The 15,795-nt window shown below is 66.9% G+C and carries 16 protein-coding genes and 1 pseudogene; 10 read left to right on the top strand and 7 right to left on the bottom strand.

The window, feature by feature from the left end:
* The 6 genes from WAQ08_RS01780 to WAQ08_RS01805 form a co-directional block, all read left to right on the top strand.
* The coding region (locus WAQ08_RS01780) for a YgiQ family radical SAM protein (RefSeq protein WP_422188921.1) at positions 1–1,777 on the top strand (1,777 nt) is incomplete at its 5' end.
* A gap of 7 nt (positions 1,778–1,784) precedes the next feature.
* Positions 1,785–2,426, top strand: a complete 642-nt coding sequence (locus tag WAQ08_RS01785) for an alpha/beta hydrolase family protein (protein ID WP_422188993.1) — start codon at positions 1,785–1,787, stop codon at positions 2,424–2,426.
* A gap of 206 nt (positions 2,427–2,632) precedes the next feature.
* Positions 2,633–3,397 carry a septum site-determining protein MinC gene (gene minC / locus WAQ08_RS01790; RefSeq protein ID WP_422188922.1) on the top strand — a complete coding sequence of 255 codons (765 nt, stop codon included), beginning with the start codon at positions 2,633–2,635 and terminating at the stop codon, positions 3,395–3,397.
* Positions 3,398–3,442: 45 nt separating this feature from the next.
* Positions 3,443–4,258, top strand: coding sequence for a septum site-determining protein MinD (gene minD, locus WAQ08_RS01795; protein ID WP_422188923.1), 816 nt, complete (start codon positions 3,443–3,445; stop codon positions 4,256–4,258).
* A gap of 4 nt (positions 4,259–4,262) precedes the next feature.
* The gene (gene minE, locus WAQ08_RS01800) at positions 4,263–4,526 is read left to right on the top strand and encodes a cell division topological specificity factor MinE (protein WP_422188924.1); all 264 of its coding nucleotides are present in this window, start codon (positions 4,263–4,265) and stop codon (positions 4,524–4,526) included.
* Between the two features lie 66 nt (positions 4,527–4,592).
* Positions 4,593–5,360, top strand: a complete 768-nt coding sequence (locus tag WAQ08_RS01805) for a ParA family protein (protein WP_422188925.1) — start codon at positions 4,593–4,595, stop codon at positions 5,358–5,360.
* Positions 5,361–5,362: 2 nt separating this feature from the next.
* Here the strand turns inward: WAQ08_RS01805 and WAQ08_RS01810 are convergent, their stop codons facing one another.
* On the bottom strand, positions 5,363–5,776 hold the full coding sequence (locus WAQ08_RS01810; protein ID WP_422188926.1) for a hypothetical protein: 414 nt from the start codon (positions 5,774–5,776) through the stop codon (positions 5,363–5,365).
* A gap of 123 nt (positions 5,777–5,899) precedes the next feature.
* Between WAQ08_RS01810 and WAQ08_RS01815 the strand changes: the two genes are divergently transcribed.
* Positions 5,900–6,736 carry a helix-turn-helix domain-containing protein gene (locus WAQ08_RS01815; protein ID WP_422188927.1) on the top strand — a complete coding sequence of 279 codons (837 nt, stop codon included), beginning with the start codon at positions 5,900–5,902 and terminating at the stop codon, positions 6,734–6,736.
* 21 nt (positions 6,737–6,757) lie between these two features.
* Here WAQ08_RS01815 and WAQ08_RS01820 read toward each other — a convergent pair whose 3' ends face one another.
* Positions 6,758–7,642, bottom strand: coding sequence for an HDOD domain-containing protein (locus WAQ08_RS01820; protein WP_422188928.1), 885 nt, complete (start codon positions 7,640–7,642; stop codon positions 6,758–6,760).
* Positions 7,643–7,816: 174 nt separating this feature from the next.
* Positions 7,817–8,671, bottom strand: coding sequence for a polyphosphate kinase 2 (gene ppk2 / locus WAQ08_RS01825; RefSeq protein WP_422188929.1), 855 nt, complete (start codon positions 8,669–8,671; stop codon positions 7,817–7,819).
* A 102-nt stretch (positions 8,672–8,773) separates the two neighbouring features.
* Between ppk2 and WAQ08_RS01830 the strand changes: the two genes are divergently transcribed.
* Positions 8,774–9,775, top strand: a complete 1,002-nt coding sequence (locus WAQ08_RS01830) for a tRNA dihydrouridine synthase (protein ID WP_422188930.1) — start codon at positions 8,774–8,776, stop codon at positions 9,773–9,775.
* On the opposite strand, the gene glpD is transcribed toward WAQ08_RS01830, so the two are convergent.
* Positions 9,739–11,463, bottom strand: a complete 1,725-nt coding sequence (gene glpD / locus WAQ08_RS01835; protein WP_422188931.1) for a glycerol-3-phosphate dehydrogenase — start codon at positions 11,461–11,463, stop codon at positions 9,739–9,741. The genes WAQ08_RS01830 and glpD overlap by 37 nt on opposite strands.
* Before the next feature lie 136 nt (positions 11,464–11,599).
* On the opposite strand from glpD, the gene WAQ08_RS01840 reads away from it, so the two are divergent.
* Entirely contained in the window at positions 11,600–12,364 is a 765-nt protein-coding gene (locus tag WAQ08_RS01840) for a DeoR/GlpR family DNA-binding transcription regulator (RefSeq protein WP_422188932.1), read from the top strand.
* Between the two features lie 52 nt (positions 12,365–12,416).
* A complete protein-coding gene (glpK, locus tag WAQ08_RS01845) occupies positions 12,417–13,928 on the top strand; it encodes a glycerol kinase GlpK (RefSeq protein ID WP_422188933.1) in 1,512 nt (503 codons plus the stop codon).
* 28 nt (positions 13,929–13,956) lie between these two features.
* Here glpK and WAQ08_RS01850 read toward each other — a convergent pair whose 3' ends face one another.
* From WAQ08_RS01850 to WAQ08_RS01860, 3 genes and pseudogenes are all read right to left on the bottom strand, one after another.
* Positions 13,957–14,238 (bottom strand): DUF427 domain-containing protein, encoded by a 282-nt coding sequence (locus tag WAQ08_RS01850; RefSeq protein ID WP_422188934.1) that lies wholly within the window; start codon positions 14,236–14,238, stop codon positions 13,957–13,959.
* A 19-nt stretch (positions 14,239–14,257) separates the two neighbouring features.
* A complete protein-coding gene (locus tag WAQ08_RS01855; protein ID WP_422188935.1) occupies positions 14,258–14,764 on the bottom strand; it encodes a DUF1993 domain-containing protein in 507 nt (168 codons plus the stop codon).
* A 129-nt stretch (positions 14,765–14,893) separates the two neighbouring features.
* A pseudogene (locus tag WAQ08_RS01860) lies at positions 14,894–15,769 on the bottom strand (MFS transporter); the annotation flags it as partial.
* Between the last annotated feature and the right edge of the window lie 26 nt (positions 15,770–15,795).

The following is a 15,795-nucleotide window of genomic DNA, read 5'->3' on the forward strand; positions in this document are numbered from 1 at the left end:
CTACATGGGCATGGCCCAGGCCGCTGCCGAGCAGGGCCAGAGTTGCGCACTGGAAGACGCCGGCGCCTTCGACCCGGTCAAAGACGCGGTCGGCAAGGGCGTGCAGGTCCAGCCCATCCGCCTGGACATCCGCGCATCGGTGAAAGACAAGGTGATGGTGTCGGCGCAGGCTGCGTCTGCGGCCCAGACGGAAACGACGGGCAGCGCGCACGGCCACGCCCATGCCCATGGGGACAAAGCCGACGAGTTGGAAGCACCCGCCGCCGACACCCGCTCGCGCCCTGATGCACGCACCGGCAAGATCGTCATGCCACCGCGCGAGCGCACAGTCATCCGCCTGCCCGCCTACGAGGCGCTCAAGGACGACCCGGTGCTCTATGCCCACGCCAACCGCGTGCTGCACCTGGAGACCAACCCCGGCAACGCCCGCGCGCTGGTCCAACTGCATGGCGACGGCCCCGGCGCCCGTGACGTGTGGATCACGCCGCCCCCCATCCCGCTCACCACGCCCGAGATGGACCTGGTGTTCGACCTGCCCTATGCCCGCGCACCGCACCCCGGCTATGGCGATGCCGTGATCCCCGCGTGGGACATGATCCGTTTCAGCGTGAACATCATGCGCGGCTGCTTCGGCGGGTGCACCTTCTGCTCCATCACCGAGCACGAAGGCCGCATCATTCAGAGCCGCAGCGAGGATTCGGTCATCCGCGAGATCGAGGCCATCCGCGACAGCGTCAAGGGCTTCACCGGCGTCATCTCCGACCTGGGCGGCCCCACGGCCAACATGTACCGCATCGGCTGCAAATCGCCCGAGATCGAGGCGGCCTGCCGCAAGCCCTCGTGCGTGTACCCCGATGTGTGCGGCAACCTCAACACCGACCACGGCCCGCTGATCAAGATGTACCGCCGTGCGCGTGCGCTGCGCGGTGTCAAGAAGATCCTGATCGGCTCGGGCCTGCGCTACGACCTGGCCGTCAAATCGCCCGAGTACATCAAGGAGTTGGTCACGCACCACGTGGGCGGCTACCTGAAGATCGCGCCCGAGCACACCGAGACGGGCCCGCTGAGCAAGATGATGAAGCCCGGCATGGGCGCCTACGACCGCTTCAAGCAGCTGTTCGAGCAGTTCAGCGAAGAGGCCGGCAAGAAGCAGTACCTGATCCCCTACTTCATCGCCGCCCACCCGGGCACCACCGATGAAGACATGATGAACCTGGCGATCTGGCTAAAGCGCAACGGCTTCAAGGCCGACCAGGTGCAGACCTTCTACCCCAGCCCCATGGCCACCGCCACGGCCATGTACCACTCGGGGATGAACCCGCTCAAGGGCATCAGCCGCATCGAGGGCAAAGCCGAGCGCGTGGACATCGTCAAGGGTGAACGGCGCCGTCGCCTGCACAAGGCCTTCCTGCGCTACCACGATCCGAACAACTGGCCGCTGCTGCGCGAAGCCCTGAAGGACATGGGCCGCGCCGACCTGATCGGCAACGGCAAGCACCAGCTGATCCCGACCTATCAGCCCACGGGCGATGGCGGCTACCAGAGCGCGCGCCGCAAGAACTCCACGCAGGCCGGCACCAAGACCTCGGTGGTGACACAAGGGCGCACCAAATCGAGCGGGGCGCCGCCAGCCGGGCGCATCCTGACGCAGCACACGGGCTTGCCTCCACGTGAACAGACCGCTCGCGGCGACAGCCCGCGAACCGGCAACAACAAGCCCACCCGCCATGGCGGCAGGCCCGCGATGCCGCCCGCCCGGGGCAAGAAGCAGCGCTGAACGTGCCGTGCGCATGGTGCAGGAGCACCAGGCCGATTACCCGTCGCAGTGGGCGGCGATCAAGTCAATCGCCGGCAAGATTGGCTGCGTGCCGCAGACGCTGCACCCGCTGTTGCGCGCGGGCTTTCAGGTCACGGCCACCGACAACCTGGCGCATGGGCAGTCCACCGGCGACATCGCCGATGTGCGCCTGTGGGGCCAGGGCCTGCTGGCGGCAAGCCAGGCGCTCGACCCCATCCATGCGGTGATCCGCCATTCGGCAGGCTCAGCCGCGTCGCTGTATGCCTTTGCCCACGGCCTGCAGGTCGATGCCAGCGTGCACATCGCGGGGCCGCCCTCGCTCAAGCGCATGGCCACGGGCTTCGCGCTGGCGCACGGCCTGCCACACGATGAGATCGCCGCCTTCCGCGCAGGGCTCGAGGCGCAACTGGGCGTCCCGATGGCGGAGATGGACCTGCCAGCACTGCAAGACGGCCTGCGCCACCCGGCGCTGATCCTGCACGACCCGCAGGACAAGGAGGTGCCCTTCACCGAATCGCTGGCGCTCCATGAGGCATGGTCACTGTCGCAACTGGTGAGCGTGGAAGGCGTGGGCCACCGCCGTATCCTGCGCGCGCCCGAGGTCATCGCGATGGTGATTGCAGCCTGAGCACACCGGTGGCGCAAGCCGCCCGAGCACGACGAGAAAAGCATGTCAAAACAGGCGCGTGCGACATCCGGACGCCCGCGCATCGCAGCCATCCAAGCCCTGCCCCACCCGGGCGACGCCCCTCAAGGGGAAACTCCCTCGCCGCCCTGCCCGGGAACACCCCGTTCGCTGACTTAAAATCGGCGCTTTCTTAGCGACCGCCGTCCATGTCAGCCTCCACCGGGAACGCATCCTCGCCGTTCGACTTCAAGAGTGCCTCGCTCACCTTGATGTCCTTCGTGCTCAAGACCATGAGCCTGCAGACCCTGGCGCAAGCCATGGAGGAGCGTTTCGGCGAGACGCCCGACTTCTTCAGCCGCGACCCGGTCGTGATCGACCTGACCCATCTGGCCAGCCTGGATGCGCTGCCCAACTTCCCCGGCCTGATCGAGCTGTTGACCAAGTTCCAGCTCACGCCCGTGGCCGTGCGCGGCGGCAACCCCGGCCAGATGGCCGCGGCCCTCAAGGCCGGCCTGGGCGAAGCCCCTGACGGCCAGTCCGCACCCGCCCGTGTCGAGACCGTGGTGCAAGAGGTGGTGCGCGAGGTGATCCGCGAAGTGCCGGTCGAGGTGCCCGTTCAGGTGCCCACCGCCGTGCCCACGATGGTGGTCGACAAGCCGCTGCGTTCCGGCCAGCAGGTCTACGCCAAGGGTGGCGACCTGATCGTGCTGGCCGCCGTGAACAACGGCGCCGAGGTGATTGCCGACGGCCACATCCACGTGTACGCCCCGCTGCGCGGCAAGGCGATTGCCGGCGCCAAGGGCAACACCGAGGCCCGCATCTTCGCGGCCAGCATGGAGCCCGAACTGATTTCCATTGCCGGCACCTACCGCACCACCGACAACCCCCTGCCGCCCGACGTGGTCGGCAAGCCGGCCCAGATCCGGCTGGAGGGCGATCGCCTGGTGTACGAGGCGCTGAGCAAATCCTGATTTTCTGAAGATCGACCGAACAACCTCTCGAAAGGACCGCCTTCCATGGCCAAGATCATCGTGGTGACCTCCGGCAAGGGTGGCGTCGGCAAGACGACCACCAGCGCCAGCTTCGCCTCCGGCCTCGCCCTGCGCGGCCACAAGACCGCCGTGATCGACTTCGACGTCGGCCTGCGCAACCTCGACCTGATCATGGGCTGCGAGCGCCGCGTGGTCTACGACCTGATCAACGTGATCCACGGCGAGGCCAACCTCAACCAGGCCCTGATCAAGGACAAGCAGTGCGACAACCTGTTCGTGCTGGCCGCCTCGCAGACGCGCGACAAGGATGCGCTCACGCAGGATGGCGTCGAGAAGGTGCTGAAAGACCTGGGCGAGATGGGCTTCGAGTACATCGTGTGCGACTCGCCCGCCGGCATCGAAACCGGTGCGCTGATGGCCATGCATTTCGCCGACGAGGCCCTGGTGGTGACCAACCCCGAGGTGTCCTCCGTGCGCGATTCGGACCGCATCCTGGGCATGCTCAACAGCAAGACCAAGCGCGCCATCGACAAGCTCGAGCCCATCAAGGAACACCTCTTGATCACCCGCTACAACCCCAACCGGGTCGAGGGCGGGCAGATGCTGTCGCTGGAAGACATCCACGAGATCCTGCGCATCAAGCTGATCGGCGTGATCCCCGAATCCGAGACCGTGCTGAGCGCCTCGAACCAGGGCGTGCCGGCCATCCACATGAAGGATTCCGACGTGTCCGAAGCCTACAAGGACGTGATCGCCCGCTTCCTGGGCGAAGACAAGCCCCTGCGTTTCGTTGAAGCCGAAAAGCCCGGCTTCTTCAAGCGCCTGTTCGGAGGCAAGTAAGGCCATGGGATTCCTCAACTTCTTCCTCGGCGAAAAGAAGCAGACGGCCAGCGTGGCCAAGGAACGGCTGCAGCTGATCCTGGCCCACGAGCGCAATGGCCGCTCCAGCAGCCCCAACTACCTGCCCGACCTGCAGCGCGAGCTGGTGGCCGTGATCTCCAAGTACGTGTCGATCAACCCGGACGACATCAAGGTGCACCTGGAACGCCAGGACGACCTCGAAGTGCTGGAAGTCAAGATCGAGCTGCCGGACGCCGCCAACCGCTGAGCCGAAAAAGCACCCTTGTTGCAGTGCACAATAGCTGCACGATTGACAGCGGACGAGGGTGCAGCCATGCGGTATGTCGTGTTCAACCAGAAGGGTGGGGTCGGCAAGTCCACCATCACCTGCAACCTGGCGGCCATCAGCGCCCAGCAGGGGCTGCGCACCCTGGTGGTCGACCTGGACCCCCAGGGCAACACCACCCACTACCTGCTGGGTGACGATGTGCCCGAGGGCACCCTGGGTGCGGCCGATTTCTTCGACCAGACGCTCAAGTTCACCGCCCGCCCCAAGGACACACCCGAGTTCATCGTGGCCACGCCCTGGGACAATCTGGACCTGATGCCTTCCAGCCCTGAGCTCGACGAGCTGCAGACCAAGCTGGAATCGCGCCACAAGATCTACAAGCTGCGCGAGGCCCTGGACGAACTGGCCGAGAGCTATGACCGCGTCTACATCGACACGCCGCCCGCGCTGAACTTCTACACGCGCTCCGCCTTGATCGCGGCCAAGGGCTGCCTGATCCCGTTCGACTGCGATGATTTTTCGCGGCGGGCGCTCTACAGCCTGCTGGACAACGTGCAGGAGATCCAGGCCGACCACAACGCCGACCTGAAGGTCAGCGGCATCGTGGTCAACCAGTTCCAGCCGCGCGCCAACCTGCCGCAGCAACTGGTACGCGAACTGGTGGACGAGGGCTTGCCTGTGCTGCAGCCTTACCTCAGCGCCTCGGTCAAGATCAAGGAGTCGCACCAGTTGGCGCGCCCCATGATCCACCTGGACGCGCGCCACAAGCTCACGCAGGAGATGGTGGCGCTGCACGACACGCTGCGCGCCTGAGCTCAGGCCAGCGCCGCACGCTGGGCCGCGCGGCCACGGCGCAGCGCCCACCATTGCACTTCGGCGAACACCGCCACCACCGCGGCCTGGAACAGCACGAAGGCCAGGCCCAGCGTGGTCGGCTGCACCCAGCCCAGCGCCAGCAGGGCCACGCTGTCGATCGCCCAGACGGCATTGATCAGCACCACCGCCCAGCCAGCGGCTGAACTGATTCGCTCACGACGCGACAGCCACAACAGCCCCAGTGCATAAGGCAGCAGCACCAGCCCAGCCACCAGCAACAAGGTCGGCGGCAGGCCCAGCAAGGGGGCGAGCAAGGCGTGGCCGGCGGCCATCAACAGGCCGGTGGCACCACTGATGGCGGCGTCGAACAGCAGGGACACACGGAACAGACGGGGCATGGACATGGCAGACATGGCTTTCTCCGGTTGGGTGATGAAACAAGTGACAACGGCGCCCATGGTGTCCGGGCGCATGCAGCGCGTCGATTACCTCGGAGGTCATGGCCGCGCGGCAGGCATCCCGCTATCCTGCGATCCATGAACCGCCTGCCCATCACCGCCGCTGCGCCTTCGCCCCAGACCCCGCCCGTGGGCACGCTGCTGCGTGACTGGCGCCAGCGCCGGCGCTTGAGTCAGTTGGATCTGGCACTGGACACCGAGGTGTCCGCCCGCCATCTGAGCTTCATCGAAACCGGCCGCGCCACACCCAGCCGCGACATGCTGCTGCGCCTGGCCGAGCGGCTGGACATCCCCCTGCGCGAGCGCAACACCATGCTGATGGCCGCAGGGCATGCCCCGGCCTATGCCGAACGCACCCTGGCCGACCCCAGCATGGCCTCGGCCCAGCGCGCGGTTTCGCTGATCCTGCAGGGGCACATGCCCTACCCCGCCATCGCGGTGGACAGCCACTGGAACCTGCTGCAGGCCAACCCCATTGCCCAGGTGCTGATGAGCAGCGTCGATCCATCCCTGCTGCAAGGCCAGGTCAATGTGCTGCGCGCCAGCCTGCACCCCAAGGGCTTTGCGCCCGACATCGTGAACGGGGCCGATTGGCGCGCCCATCTGCTGGCGCGCCTGCACCAGCAGATCGAGGCCAGCGGCGATCCTGTTCTATCGGCCCTGCTGGATGAGCTGCGTGACTACCCCGTGCTCGCGCAGGAAGGCACGGCGACCCACGCCCCAGATGATGACCTCGGCGGCGTGGCCGTGCCGCTGCGCCTGCGCACCCCCTTCGGCGTGCTCAGCTTCATCAGCACCACGACCGTGTTCGGCACGCCGGTGGACATCACCTTGTCGGAACTGGCGCTGGAGACCTTCTTCCCGGCGGATGAAGCTACCCAACAGGCCTTGAAGGCCCTGGCCGCCACACTGTGAGCGCCCGATTGGCGACAGCGCTCAGGCTGAATCCAGGGTCTCGCGCAGCTCTTCTTCCCAGAAGAGCATGTCGTCCACGCTCACATCCAGCCAGTCCAGCGCGGCCTGGCCGTGGCTGAGCCAGTCGGCGTCGGGCTCCTCGGCCTCATGGCGGCGCATCAGGTGCTCGGCCACCAGGCCTGCCGCCACCAGGGTGTGCACCTCGGGTTCGGCACCGCTGCCGCCCAGCACCTCCAGATCATGGTGCAGGCGGATCGCCGCCACCACGCTGGGCGCCAGGCGCCACACGCGGGCCACCAGGGCCCCCACCACCGCATGGTCGGTGCGGTGGTTGGCGTTCTCGGTGGCGATGGGCGAACGGTCGATGCGGGCGCGGGCCTCGATCATCGTGCCGGCATAGCCCTTCACGCTTTGCATCATCACGGGCATGCCCACGTGCGCGAACAGGCCGAAGGTGTGCGCCAGATCGGGCGACGAGCCCGGCAGTTTCTTGGCGATGAAGGCCATGGCCAGCGCGCGCTTGGTCGAGCGCTCCCAGAAACGGGTAAGCAGCGCGTGGTTGACGCGGATGGCGCGCTGCATCAAGAAGCCGGCCATCACCGAGGCTGTGTGCTCCAGGCCCAGGCGGTTCATGGCCTGGCCCACGGTCTGCACGGGCTGGCCTGCGGCAAACAGCGGGCCGTTGGAGCTGCGGATCAGCGTGGCGGACATGGCCACATCGCTGGCGGCGATCCGGGCGATCTCGTTCAGGTCAGGCTCGGCATGGGCCATGGCCGCCCGCAAGCGGGCCAGCAGTTCGGGGCACGGCGGGATGACGATGTGCTGGAGGGGGCCGGTGCGGCGGGCCTGGTCGAGTTCAGCCTGAATGGCGTCCGTGCGAGTCAGCTCGGGGGCGGTCGTCGTCATGTGTCAACGTGGCGATTTCGGACAGAAAATGAATCACGCGGGTGCGTCACTTCTTATCGGCCAACGCCACCCGGAATGAAGCGCCCAGATCGGTAACTTTGCGAAAGTTCCCCCCGCCCGGCCCTTGACAGACCGCCCCCGGGCGTGGCGCGGTGGCGCTGTCAAACCCAAGCGTCAAGCCACGCCGGGAATGGGCCGCAGCGGGCCGCGGAACACCTCCTTGCGCGGCTTGCCGCTGAGCGGCGGAAACTCCACGGTTTGCTCCGGCACATCGCAATCAGGCAGTTGATCCAGCAGATGCCGGATCAGCGTGAGGCGGCCACGGCGCTGGTCGTTGAAATCCACCAGCGTCCACGGCGCATGCTCGGTGTGCGTGGCACGCAGCATCGCGTCGCGGGCCTTGCCGTAGTCCTCGTACTTCTCGCGGGCCTGCAGGTCGATGGGTGACAGCTTCCAGCGCTTGAGCGGGTCGTCGCGCCGCTCGGCGAAGCGCTGCTCCTGCTCGGCCTGGTCCACCGTGAGCCAGTACTTGAAGAGCAGGATGCCGTCGTCCACCAGCAGTTTCTCGAACAAGGGCACCTGGGCCAGGAAGCGTTTCACATCGGTGTCGCTGCAAAACCCCATCACCCGCTCGACACCAGCGCGGTTGTACCAGCTGCGGTCGAACAGGGCGATGTGGCCGCCCGCAGGCAGGTGCGATACATAGCGCTGGAAGTACCACTGCGTGCGCTCGTCCTCGCTGGGCTTGGACAGCGCCACCACCTGGCACTGGCGCGGGTTCAGCGGGTGGCTGATCGCGCTGATCACCCCGCCCTTGCCCGCCGTGTCCCGCCCTTCGATGAGCACCACCAGCCTCTTGCCGTGGTGCTGCACCCAGCGGGCGACACGGTCCAGCTCCAGGTGCAGCGGGGCCAGTTGCTCCTCGTACTCCTTGCGGCCCAGGCGTGACTCGTTCTTGTCGCCCTTCTTGTGAGCTTTTTTGTCGTCTTTGGTCCCCATCTTGGCAACAGCGGTTTTCTTGCTCGGCATTGGTCACTCTCCTGAAAAAGGGGCGCACAGATGGCGCGCCATCTCCGTACACTAGCGCCTTTTCCGCCCCGCCGTGCCAGCCGTGCACGGCACCCTTTCGCCATGAACATCCTGCTCGCGCCGATGGAGGGCCTGCTGGACTTCGCCCTGCGCGACATCCTCACCCGCGTCGGCGGCATCGACCGCTGCGTTTCCGAGTTCATCCGCGTGACGGACACGCTGCTGCCCGAGCGCGCCTTCCGCCGCATCGTGCCCGAACTCATGCATGGCGGCCGCACGCCGGCCGGTGTGCCCGTACGTGCGCAGTTGCTGGGCTCCGACCCCGCCTGCATGGCCGACAACGCCGCGCGCCTGGCCGGCATGGGCCCGGCGGGGATCGACATCAACTTCGGCTGCCCGGCCAAGGTGGTCAACCGCCATGGCGGCGGTGCTGCCTTGCTCAAAGAGCCCGAACTGATGGAACGCATCGTGGCCGCTGTGCGCAGCGCCGTGCCCGCCGAGATGCCCGTGTCGGCCAAGATGCGCCTGGGTTTCGACGATGACAGCCGCGCCATCGAGTGCGCCCAGGCCATCGTCTCGGGCGGCGCGGGCGAACTGGTGGTGCATGCGCGCACCAAGGCCCACGGCTACCGGCCGCCGGCCTACTGGGAACGCATCGCCGACATCCGCGCCGCAGTGAACATCCCCCTGGTGGCCAATGGCGAGATCTGGACCGTGGACGACGCCCTGCGCTGCCGTGAGGTGTCCGGCTGCACTGATTTGATGCTGGGGCGCGGCATCGTGACCGATCCTGGCCTGGCGCTCGCCATCCGCTTCGCAGTGCAAGGCGACGCCGATGCGCCCTTACCAGGCTGGCCAGAGTTGCAGCCGCTGCTGCGCACCTTCTGGGGGCTGATCGAAGCCAACATCGAGCCCCGTCATCGCGCCGGCCGGCTTAAGCAGTGGCTGAACTTCCTGCGCCGACGCTTCCCCGAGGCCGAAGAGGCCTACCAGGCCGTGCGCACCATCACCGATTCACGGGTGATCACCGCGTGGTTGGACAAGGCGCTCGATGCTGAGCCGGCACCTCAGCCCATCACGACGGTGGTGCCACTGGCCGCCTGAGCATGCGGCGAATCAGGTCGCCTCTGCCACCAAGCTCCCACCATCTGCGAAGCCGCCTCGGGCGTTGGCGTACCGTTCAGGGCGGCATCCATCCAGTCGCTGACGCGCTGGCACTGCTCAGCCGTGAAATGCAGCCCCAGCTTGCTGCGCCGCCACAGCACATCGTCTGCAGAGCGTGCCCATTCGTGCCGCATCAGGTAGCGCAGTTCGCACTCGTACAGGCCGGGTGCCACCTCATGCCCCAAGCCTGCCACAGACGTCGCCCCATCGAGCACCTGATCGACCCGTGCGCCGTAGGCCTTGGCCCAGCGCTCGGCCACAGCCAAGGGGATCCACGGGTGCTTGTGCCGCCAGCGTGACGCAAAGGCCAGCATGTCGCGGTCTGGCCGCATCGGCGGGCCGATCCAGGCATCCAGATCACCACCGGGCAACCGTGCCTTGCCCGTCCAGGCCCGGCCCTCCTCGCCCAACAAGGTGGTGATCTGCCCGGCAGCCTCTTCGGCCAGCTTGCGGTACGTGGTGATCTTGCCGCCCCACACGGTCATCAAGGGCGCGCCCAGCGTGCACGTTTCCAGCAGGTAGTCGCGCGTCACGGCCGAGGCATCCGCGTGCGCATCTTCCAGCAAGGGGCGCACGCCAGCGTAGCTCCACAGCACCATGTCGGGCTGGAGCGGCGCCTTGAAGTACAGGCTGGCCTGCTCGCACAGGTAGGCCGTCTCTTCCTCGGTGATGTGGGCCTTGTCGGGCATGGAAGGGATCTCCACATCGGTGGTGCCGATCAGGGTGAACTTCTGCTCGTAAGGGATCGCGAAGATGATGCGCCTGTCCTTGGCCTGGAAGATGTAGGCGTGCTCATGCTCGAACAGCCGGGGCACCACGATGTGGCTGCCCTTGACCAGCCTCAGGCTGTGCTGCGTCAGGGCCTCACCGCCGGGCGCGTTGGCCACTTCGCGCAAGAAGGCATGCGCCCAGGGGCCGGCCGCATTGACCAGCATGCGTGCCTTCACCGTGTGCAGGGTGGCCTGACCCTGCGGGCCAACCCCGTCGCGCTGCAGGCGTACCGTCCAGCCCTGCTCCCCACGCGTGGCGCGCACGCAGCGGGTGCCCGTCAGCACGGTCGCGCCGCGCTCGCGCGCATCCATCGCGTTAAGCACCACCAGGCGCGCATCGTCCACCCAGCCATCGGAATAGACAAAACCGCGTTTGAAACGCGCCTGCAGCGGCGCACCCAGCCGATGCCCGCGCAAGGCCACACCGCGTGAGCCAGGCAATAGCTCTCGCCTAGCCAGGTGGTCGTACAGGAACAGGCCCAGGCGGATCAGCCAGGCCGGCCGCATGTGCGGATCATGCGGCATCACGAAGCGCATCGGCTTGATGATGTGCGGCGCGCTGCGCAGCAGCACCTCGCGCTCCTGCAGGGCCTTGCGCACCAGCGAGAATTCATGGTGCTCCAGATAGCGCAAACCGCCGTGGATCAGCTTGGTCGATGACGACGAGGTGTGCGCCGCCAGATCGTGCTGCTCCACCAGCAGCACCCTCAGGCCCCGCCCGGCCAGATCACGCACGATGCCGGCGCCATTGATGCCGCCCCCCACCACCAGCACATCGCAGGCCTCCAGCATGGCGGGGCTCAAGGCAGCTTGCATCTCTGCAGGCGAGGGGTAGGCGGGCAAGGCATTGCTGTCCATGGCGTGCTCCAACAGACCGGCGCCGGCAAGGGCCTTCCTCACACAGCACTCGAATCAGTTCGGTTTCATTCGTTCTGCATCATTGTAGTTCGTTTAAATTCTTTTCTGTGTGAACTGATTCGCTTATGATCGCCTCATGAACCTCAATCCGCGCCAGACACGCCTGCTCGAACAGGTCCGCGCCCAGGACGTGGTCAGCATCGAGCACCTGGCCAACACCCTGAGCGTCACGCTGCAGACCATCCGGCGCGACGTGCAACTGCTGGCCCAGGCCGGGCTGCTGGCGCGCTACCACGGGGGCGTGCGCCTGCCCACCTCCACCACCGAGAACCTGGCCTACCAGCAGCGGCAGGAGCTCAACGCTCAGGGCAAGCAGCGCATCGCCCGCGCCATCGCGCAGGCCATACCCCACCACTGCTCGCTGCTGATCAACCTGGGCACCACCACCGAGGCCATCGCCCGTGAACTGCTGGGCCACCAGGGCCTGCGCGTGATCACCAACAACCTCAATGTGGCCGGCATCCTCGCGGGCAACACCTCGTGCGAGGTGATCGTGGCGGGCGGCGTGATGCGGCCTGTGGACCGGGGCATCGTGGGTGAGACGGCGGTGGATTTCATCCGCCAGTTCCGCGTCGACATCGGCCTGATCGGCATCTCCGGCATCGAGGCCGACGGCACCCTGCGTGATTACGATCTGCGCGAAGTGAAGGTGGCCCAGGCCCTGATAGAGCACAGCCGCGAGGTATGGCTGGCCGCCGACCACGGCAAGTTCAACCGCCCGGCCATGGTCGAGCTGGCGCGCCTGGAACAGATCGACCGGCTCTACACCGACGCGCCACCGCCCGAGCCCTTCCCTGCCCTGCTGGCCGAGGCCGGCATCGATTGCGTGATCGCGCCCTGACCGCCCGCGCCACCCTTTTTCACGGACTCCACGGACACAGGATCAACCCACCATGGCCCACATCCTCGCCCTCGACCAAGGCACTTCCAGCTCGCGCAGCATCGTGTTCAACGAGGCCGGCGAGATGCTGGCCATCGCCCAGCAGGAGTTCACGCAGCACTTCCCTCGCCCCGGCTGGGTGGAGCACGATGCCCTGGAGATCTGGCGCTCGCAGCTGGCCACCGCGTACGAAGCGCTGCGCAAGGCCGGCATCACCGCGGCGCAGGTACACGCCATCGGCATCACCAACCAGCGCGAAACCACCATGGTCTGGCGCCGCGACACCGGCGAGCCCTTGGGCCACGCCATCGTCTGGCAGGACCGGCGCGGCGAGGCCCTGTGCCAGCAACTGCGCGAACAAGGCCACGAAGCACTGATCCGCGAGCGCACCGGCCTGGTGGTCGACGCCTACTTCTCGGCCACCAAGCTGGCCTGGATCCTGGCCAACGTGCCCGGTGCACGTGACCTGGCCAGCCAAGGCAAGCTGGCCTTCGGCACCATCGACAGCTGGCTGCTGTGGCAGCTCACCGGCGGCACGGCCGCACAGGGCGCCGTGCACGCCACCGACGTGAGCAACGCCTCGCGCACCATGCTGTTCAACATCGCCACGCAAGCGTGGGACGACGAGCTGCTGGCCCTGTTCGACATCCCCCGCTCGTTACTGCCTGAGGTTCGCCCCTCGTCCCACGTGTTCGCGCACACGGCCGACAGCATCTTCGGTGGCACACGCGTGCCCGTTGCCGCGATGGCGGGTGATCAGCAAAGCGCCCTGTTCGGCCAGGCCTGCTTCACGCCGGGCCTGGCCAAGAACACCTACGGCACCGGTTGCTTCCTGCTCACGCACACGGGCGGGCGGCGCTTCGATTCGCACAACGGCCTGATCAGCACTATGGCCGCCACACCCGATGCGCAACCCGCCTACGCACAGGAAGGCAGCGTCTTCATCGGCGGCGCTGTGGTGCAGTGGCTGCGTGACGGCCTGCAGGCCATCGAGGGCAGCCATCAGGTGGAGCAGTTGGCCCTGAATGTGCCCGATGCGGGCGGCGTGGTTTTCGTACCGGCCTTCACCGGGCTGGGTGCGCCCTATTGGAAGCCGCACGCCAAGGGCGCCATCCTGGGCCTGAGCCGAGGCACCACCGTGGCCCACATCGCACGCGCCGCGCTGGAGAGCATCGCCTTCCAGAGCGCCGCCCTGCTGCAGGCCATGGCCGCCGACATCCGCGCCGGTGGCGGCACCGAGGTGTCGGAGTTGCGCGTGGATGGCGGGGCCTGCCGCAACGATCTGCTGATGCAGTTCCAGGCCGATCTGCTCGGCATCCCGGTAGCGCGCCCGCAGGTGACAGAAACCACCGCACTGGGCGCCGCCTACTTGGCGGGCCTGGCCACCGGCGTCTATGCCGGGCTGGACGAGCTGGCCGCCAAATGGCGTGTGGAGCGCCGCTTCATGCCCACCATGCCGCACGCGCAGGCCGAGGCACTGATGCAGCAATGGCAGAAGGCCGTGTCGCAGGTGGTGGCCGACTGAGCGGCACCTGCGCTGCACCGGCCTGCGATCAATCCTCGATCTTCACGCCCTTCCAGAAGGCCACGCGATCCTTGATCTCGGCCGCGGCCTCGCTGGGCTCCGGGTAGTACCAGACCGAATCCGGGTTGGCATCGCCCTTGACGAACAGCGTGTAGTAGCGCGCCTGCCCCTTCCACGGGCACGATGTGCGGTGGTTGCTGCTCAGCACGTACTCCTGCTTGAGTGCGCTGGCCGGGAAATAGTGGTTGCCTTCGACCACCACGGTGTCGTCACTCTCGGCCACGACGGTGCCGTTCCAGATGGCTTTCATCAGGGTGCCTCCCATGTCTTCAGTGATTGGCCAGGAAATCTTTCTTGCCGATCTCGACCCCGCCATGGCGCAGCAGGTTGTAGGCCGTGGTCGTGTGGAAGTAGAAGTTGGGCAGCACCTGCTCGGTGAGGTAGGCCAGGCCAACGTATTCCACTGTGCCGGATGAGCGCACGATCTGGATGGTGCGCTCGTCACTGCCATCGAAGTCGCCAGGCTTGAAGGTGGCCAGGTAATCGATGGTGCGCGTCACGCGGGCCTGCAGTTCGGCAAAGCTGGTCTCCGTGTCTTCATAACGCGGGATCTCCACCCCGGCCAGCCTCGACACGCCACCCTTGATCATGTCGGTGGCGATCTGAACCTGCCGCACCATCGGGAACATGTCCGGGAAAAGGCGCGCGCTCAGGAACGCCTGCTCATCGATCTGGCGGGCCTGGCAATGGGCCTGCGCCTTGGCCAGAATGCTGGACAGGGCCTTGAGCGTGCGCGTGGCAGGTACCACGCTGGCGGTGTACATCGAGAGGGTCATGGAAAACTCCGTGGTGGCCGATTCGGACCTGGGGGATGGGGCTCAGTGCATTGGATGCACGTGAGCATTTGGAAAGGACTGCGCGCATTACACCGCATCACGCGCCTTCGTGCAGGCGCCTGGCGCCCATCAATGCATCGCCACCGGCCCCGCCCCTGCCCCGGCCTGCGCCCCCGGGCGCAGCAGCGCAGCGACCAGCAAGCCGGCCACCAGCGCAAATGCCGCACCCACCACGAAGGCAAACTGGTAGCCGCCATTGAGCGCCTCCGGCAATGAGGCCCCTGCCGCCGTGAGCACGTGCGTGCGGGCATCGGCCAGGCCCACTGCGCCGCCCATCATGAAGGATGGTGTTCACCATGCCCGAGGCCAGGCCCGATTCGCTGGGCGAGACATCGCTCATGGCCGCCAGCAGCATGGGGTTGAAGGCCACGCCCGCGCCCAGGCCCAGCAACACCATGCCGGCACCACGCCCGCCAGCGGCACGCGAATGCCGAAGCGCATCACCAGCCTGGCCGACAGCCCCAGCGAGAACACCGCCATGATGATGTTGGCCGGCAGGGAGGCCAGCCCCACCTGCATGGGCGTGAAATTCAGCACCCGCGGCATGTACAGCGCCGAGATGAAGAACCACGCGAACATGGCCGCCGCCCACAACACGCCTGCCACGTTGGACACGGCCACGTTGCGCAGCCGGAACAGACTCAGCGGCATCAGGGGCTCGGCCACGCGCGATTCGATCACCAGGAAGGCCACCATCAGCACCACCGCCGCGCCCAGCATGCCCAGCAACTGGCCAGAGCCCCAGCCCACCTCGTTGCCATTGACGATGGCGTACACCGCCAGCATCAGCGCACTCGTCACGGTGATGGCGCCCGCCACGTCCAGCCGCCCGCCCAGCAGCAGGAAGCCGCCAAAGGTCAGCATGTAGGCATTGACCACTCACACCAGCGATGTTTCGGTGACACCCAGATCCGCCTTGATGGAGGGCAGCACCACGTTCACGATCAGCCACAGGCCACCCCTTGAGAAAG

The organism is Aquabacterium sp. (genome assembly GCF_049274795.1).
In the GTDB taxonomy this organism is placed as follows: Bacteria; Pseudomonadota; Gammaproteobacteria; order Burkholderiales; family Burkholderiaceae_C; genus Aquabacterium.

What these genes read in the sequence shown, in the direction of transcription:
- minC (WP_422188922.1), top strand. Translation starts at nt 2,633, where the DNA reads ATGTCAGCCTCCACCGGGAACGCATCCTCGCCGTTCGACTTCAAGAGT.
- minD (WP_422188923.1), top strand. Translation starts at nt 3,443, where the DNA reads ATGGCCAAGATCATCGTGGTGACCTCCGGCAAGGGTGGCGTCGGCAAG.
- minE (WP_422188924.1), top strand. Translation starts at nt 4,263, where the DNA reads ATGGGATTCCTCAACTTCTTCCTCGGCGAAAAGAAGCAGACGGCCAGC.
- WAQ08_RS01805 (WP_422188925.1), top strand. Translation starts at nt 4,593, where the DNA reads ATGCGGTATGTCGTGTTCAACCAGAAGGGTGGGGTCGGCAAGTCCACC.
- WAQ08_RS01810 (WP_422188926.1), bottom strand. Translation starts at nt 5,776, where the DNA reads ATGTCTGCCATGTCCATGCCCCGTCTGTTCCGTGTGTCCCTGCTGTTC.
- WAQ08_RS01815 (WP_422188927.1), top strand. Translation starts at nt 5,900, where the DNA reads ATGAACCGCCTGCCCATCACCGCCGCTGCGCCTTCGCCCCAGACCCCG.
- WAQ08_RS01820 (WP_422188928.1), bottom strand. Translation starts at nt 7,642, where the DNA reads ATGACGACGACCGCCCCCGAGCTGACTCGCACGGACGCCATTCAGGCT.
- ppk2 (WP_422188929.1), bottom strand. Translation starts at nt 8,671, where the DNA reads ATGCCGAGCAAGAAAACCGCTGTTGCCAAGATGGGGACCAAAGACGAC.
- WAQ08_RS01830 (WP_422188930.1), top strand. Translation starts at nt 8,774, where the DNA reads ATGAACATCCTGCTCGCGCCGATGGAGGGCCTGCTGGACTTCGCCCTG.
- glpD (WP_422188931.1), bottom strand. Translation starts at nt 11,463, where the DNA reads ATGGACAGCAATGCCTTGCCCGCCTACCCCTCGCCTGCAGAGATGCAA.
- WAQ08_RS01840 (WP_422188932.1), top strand. Translation starts at nt 11,600, where the DNA reads ATGAACCTCAATCCGCGCCAGACACGCCTGCTCGAACAGGTCCGCGCC.
- glpK (WP_422188933.1), top strand. Translation starts at nt 12,417, where the DNA reads ATGGCCCACATCCTCGCCCTCGACCAAGGCACTTCCAGCTCGCGCAGC.
- WAQ08_RS01850 (WP_422188934.1), bottom strand. Translation starts at nt 14,238, where the DNA reads ATGAAAGCCATCTGGAACGGCACCGTCGTGGCCGAGAGTGACGACACC.
- WAQ08_RS01855 (WP_422188935.1), bottom strand. Translation starts at nt 14,764, where the DNA reads ATGACCCTCTCGATGTACACCGCCAGCGTGGTACCTGCCACGCGCACG.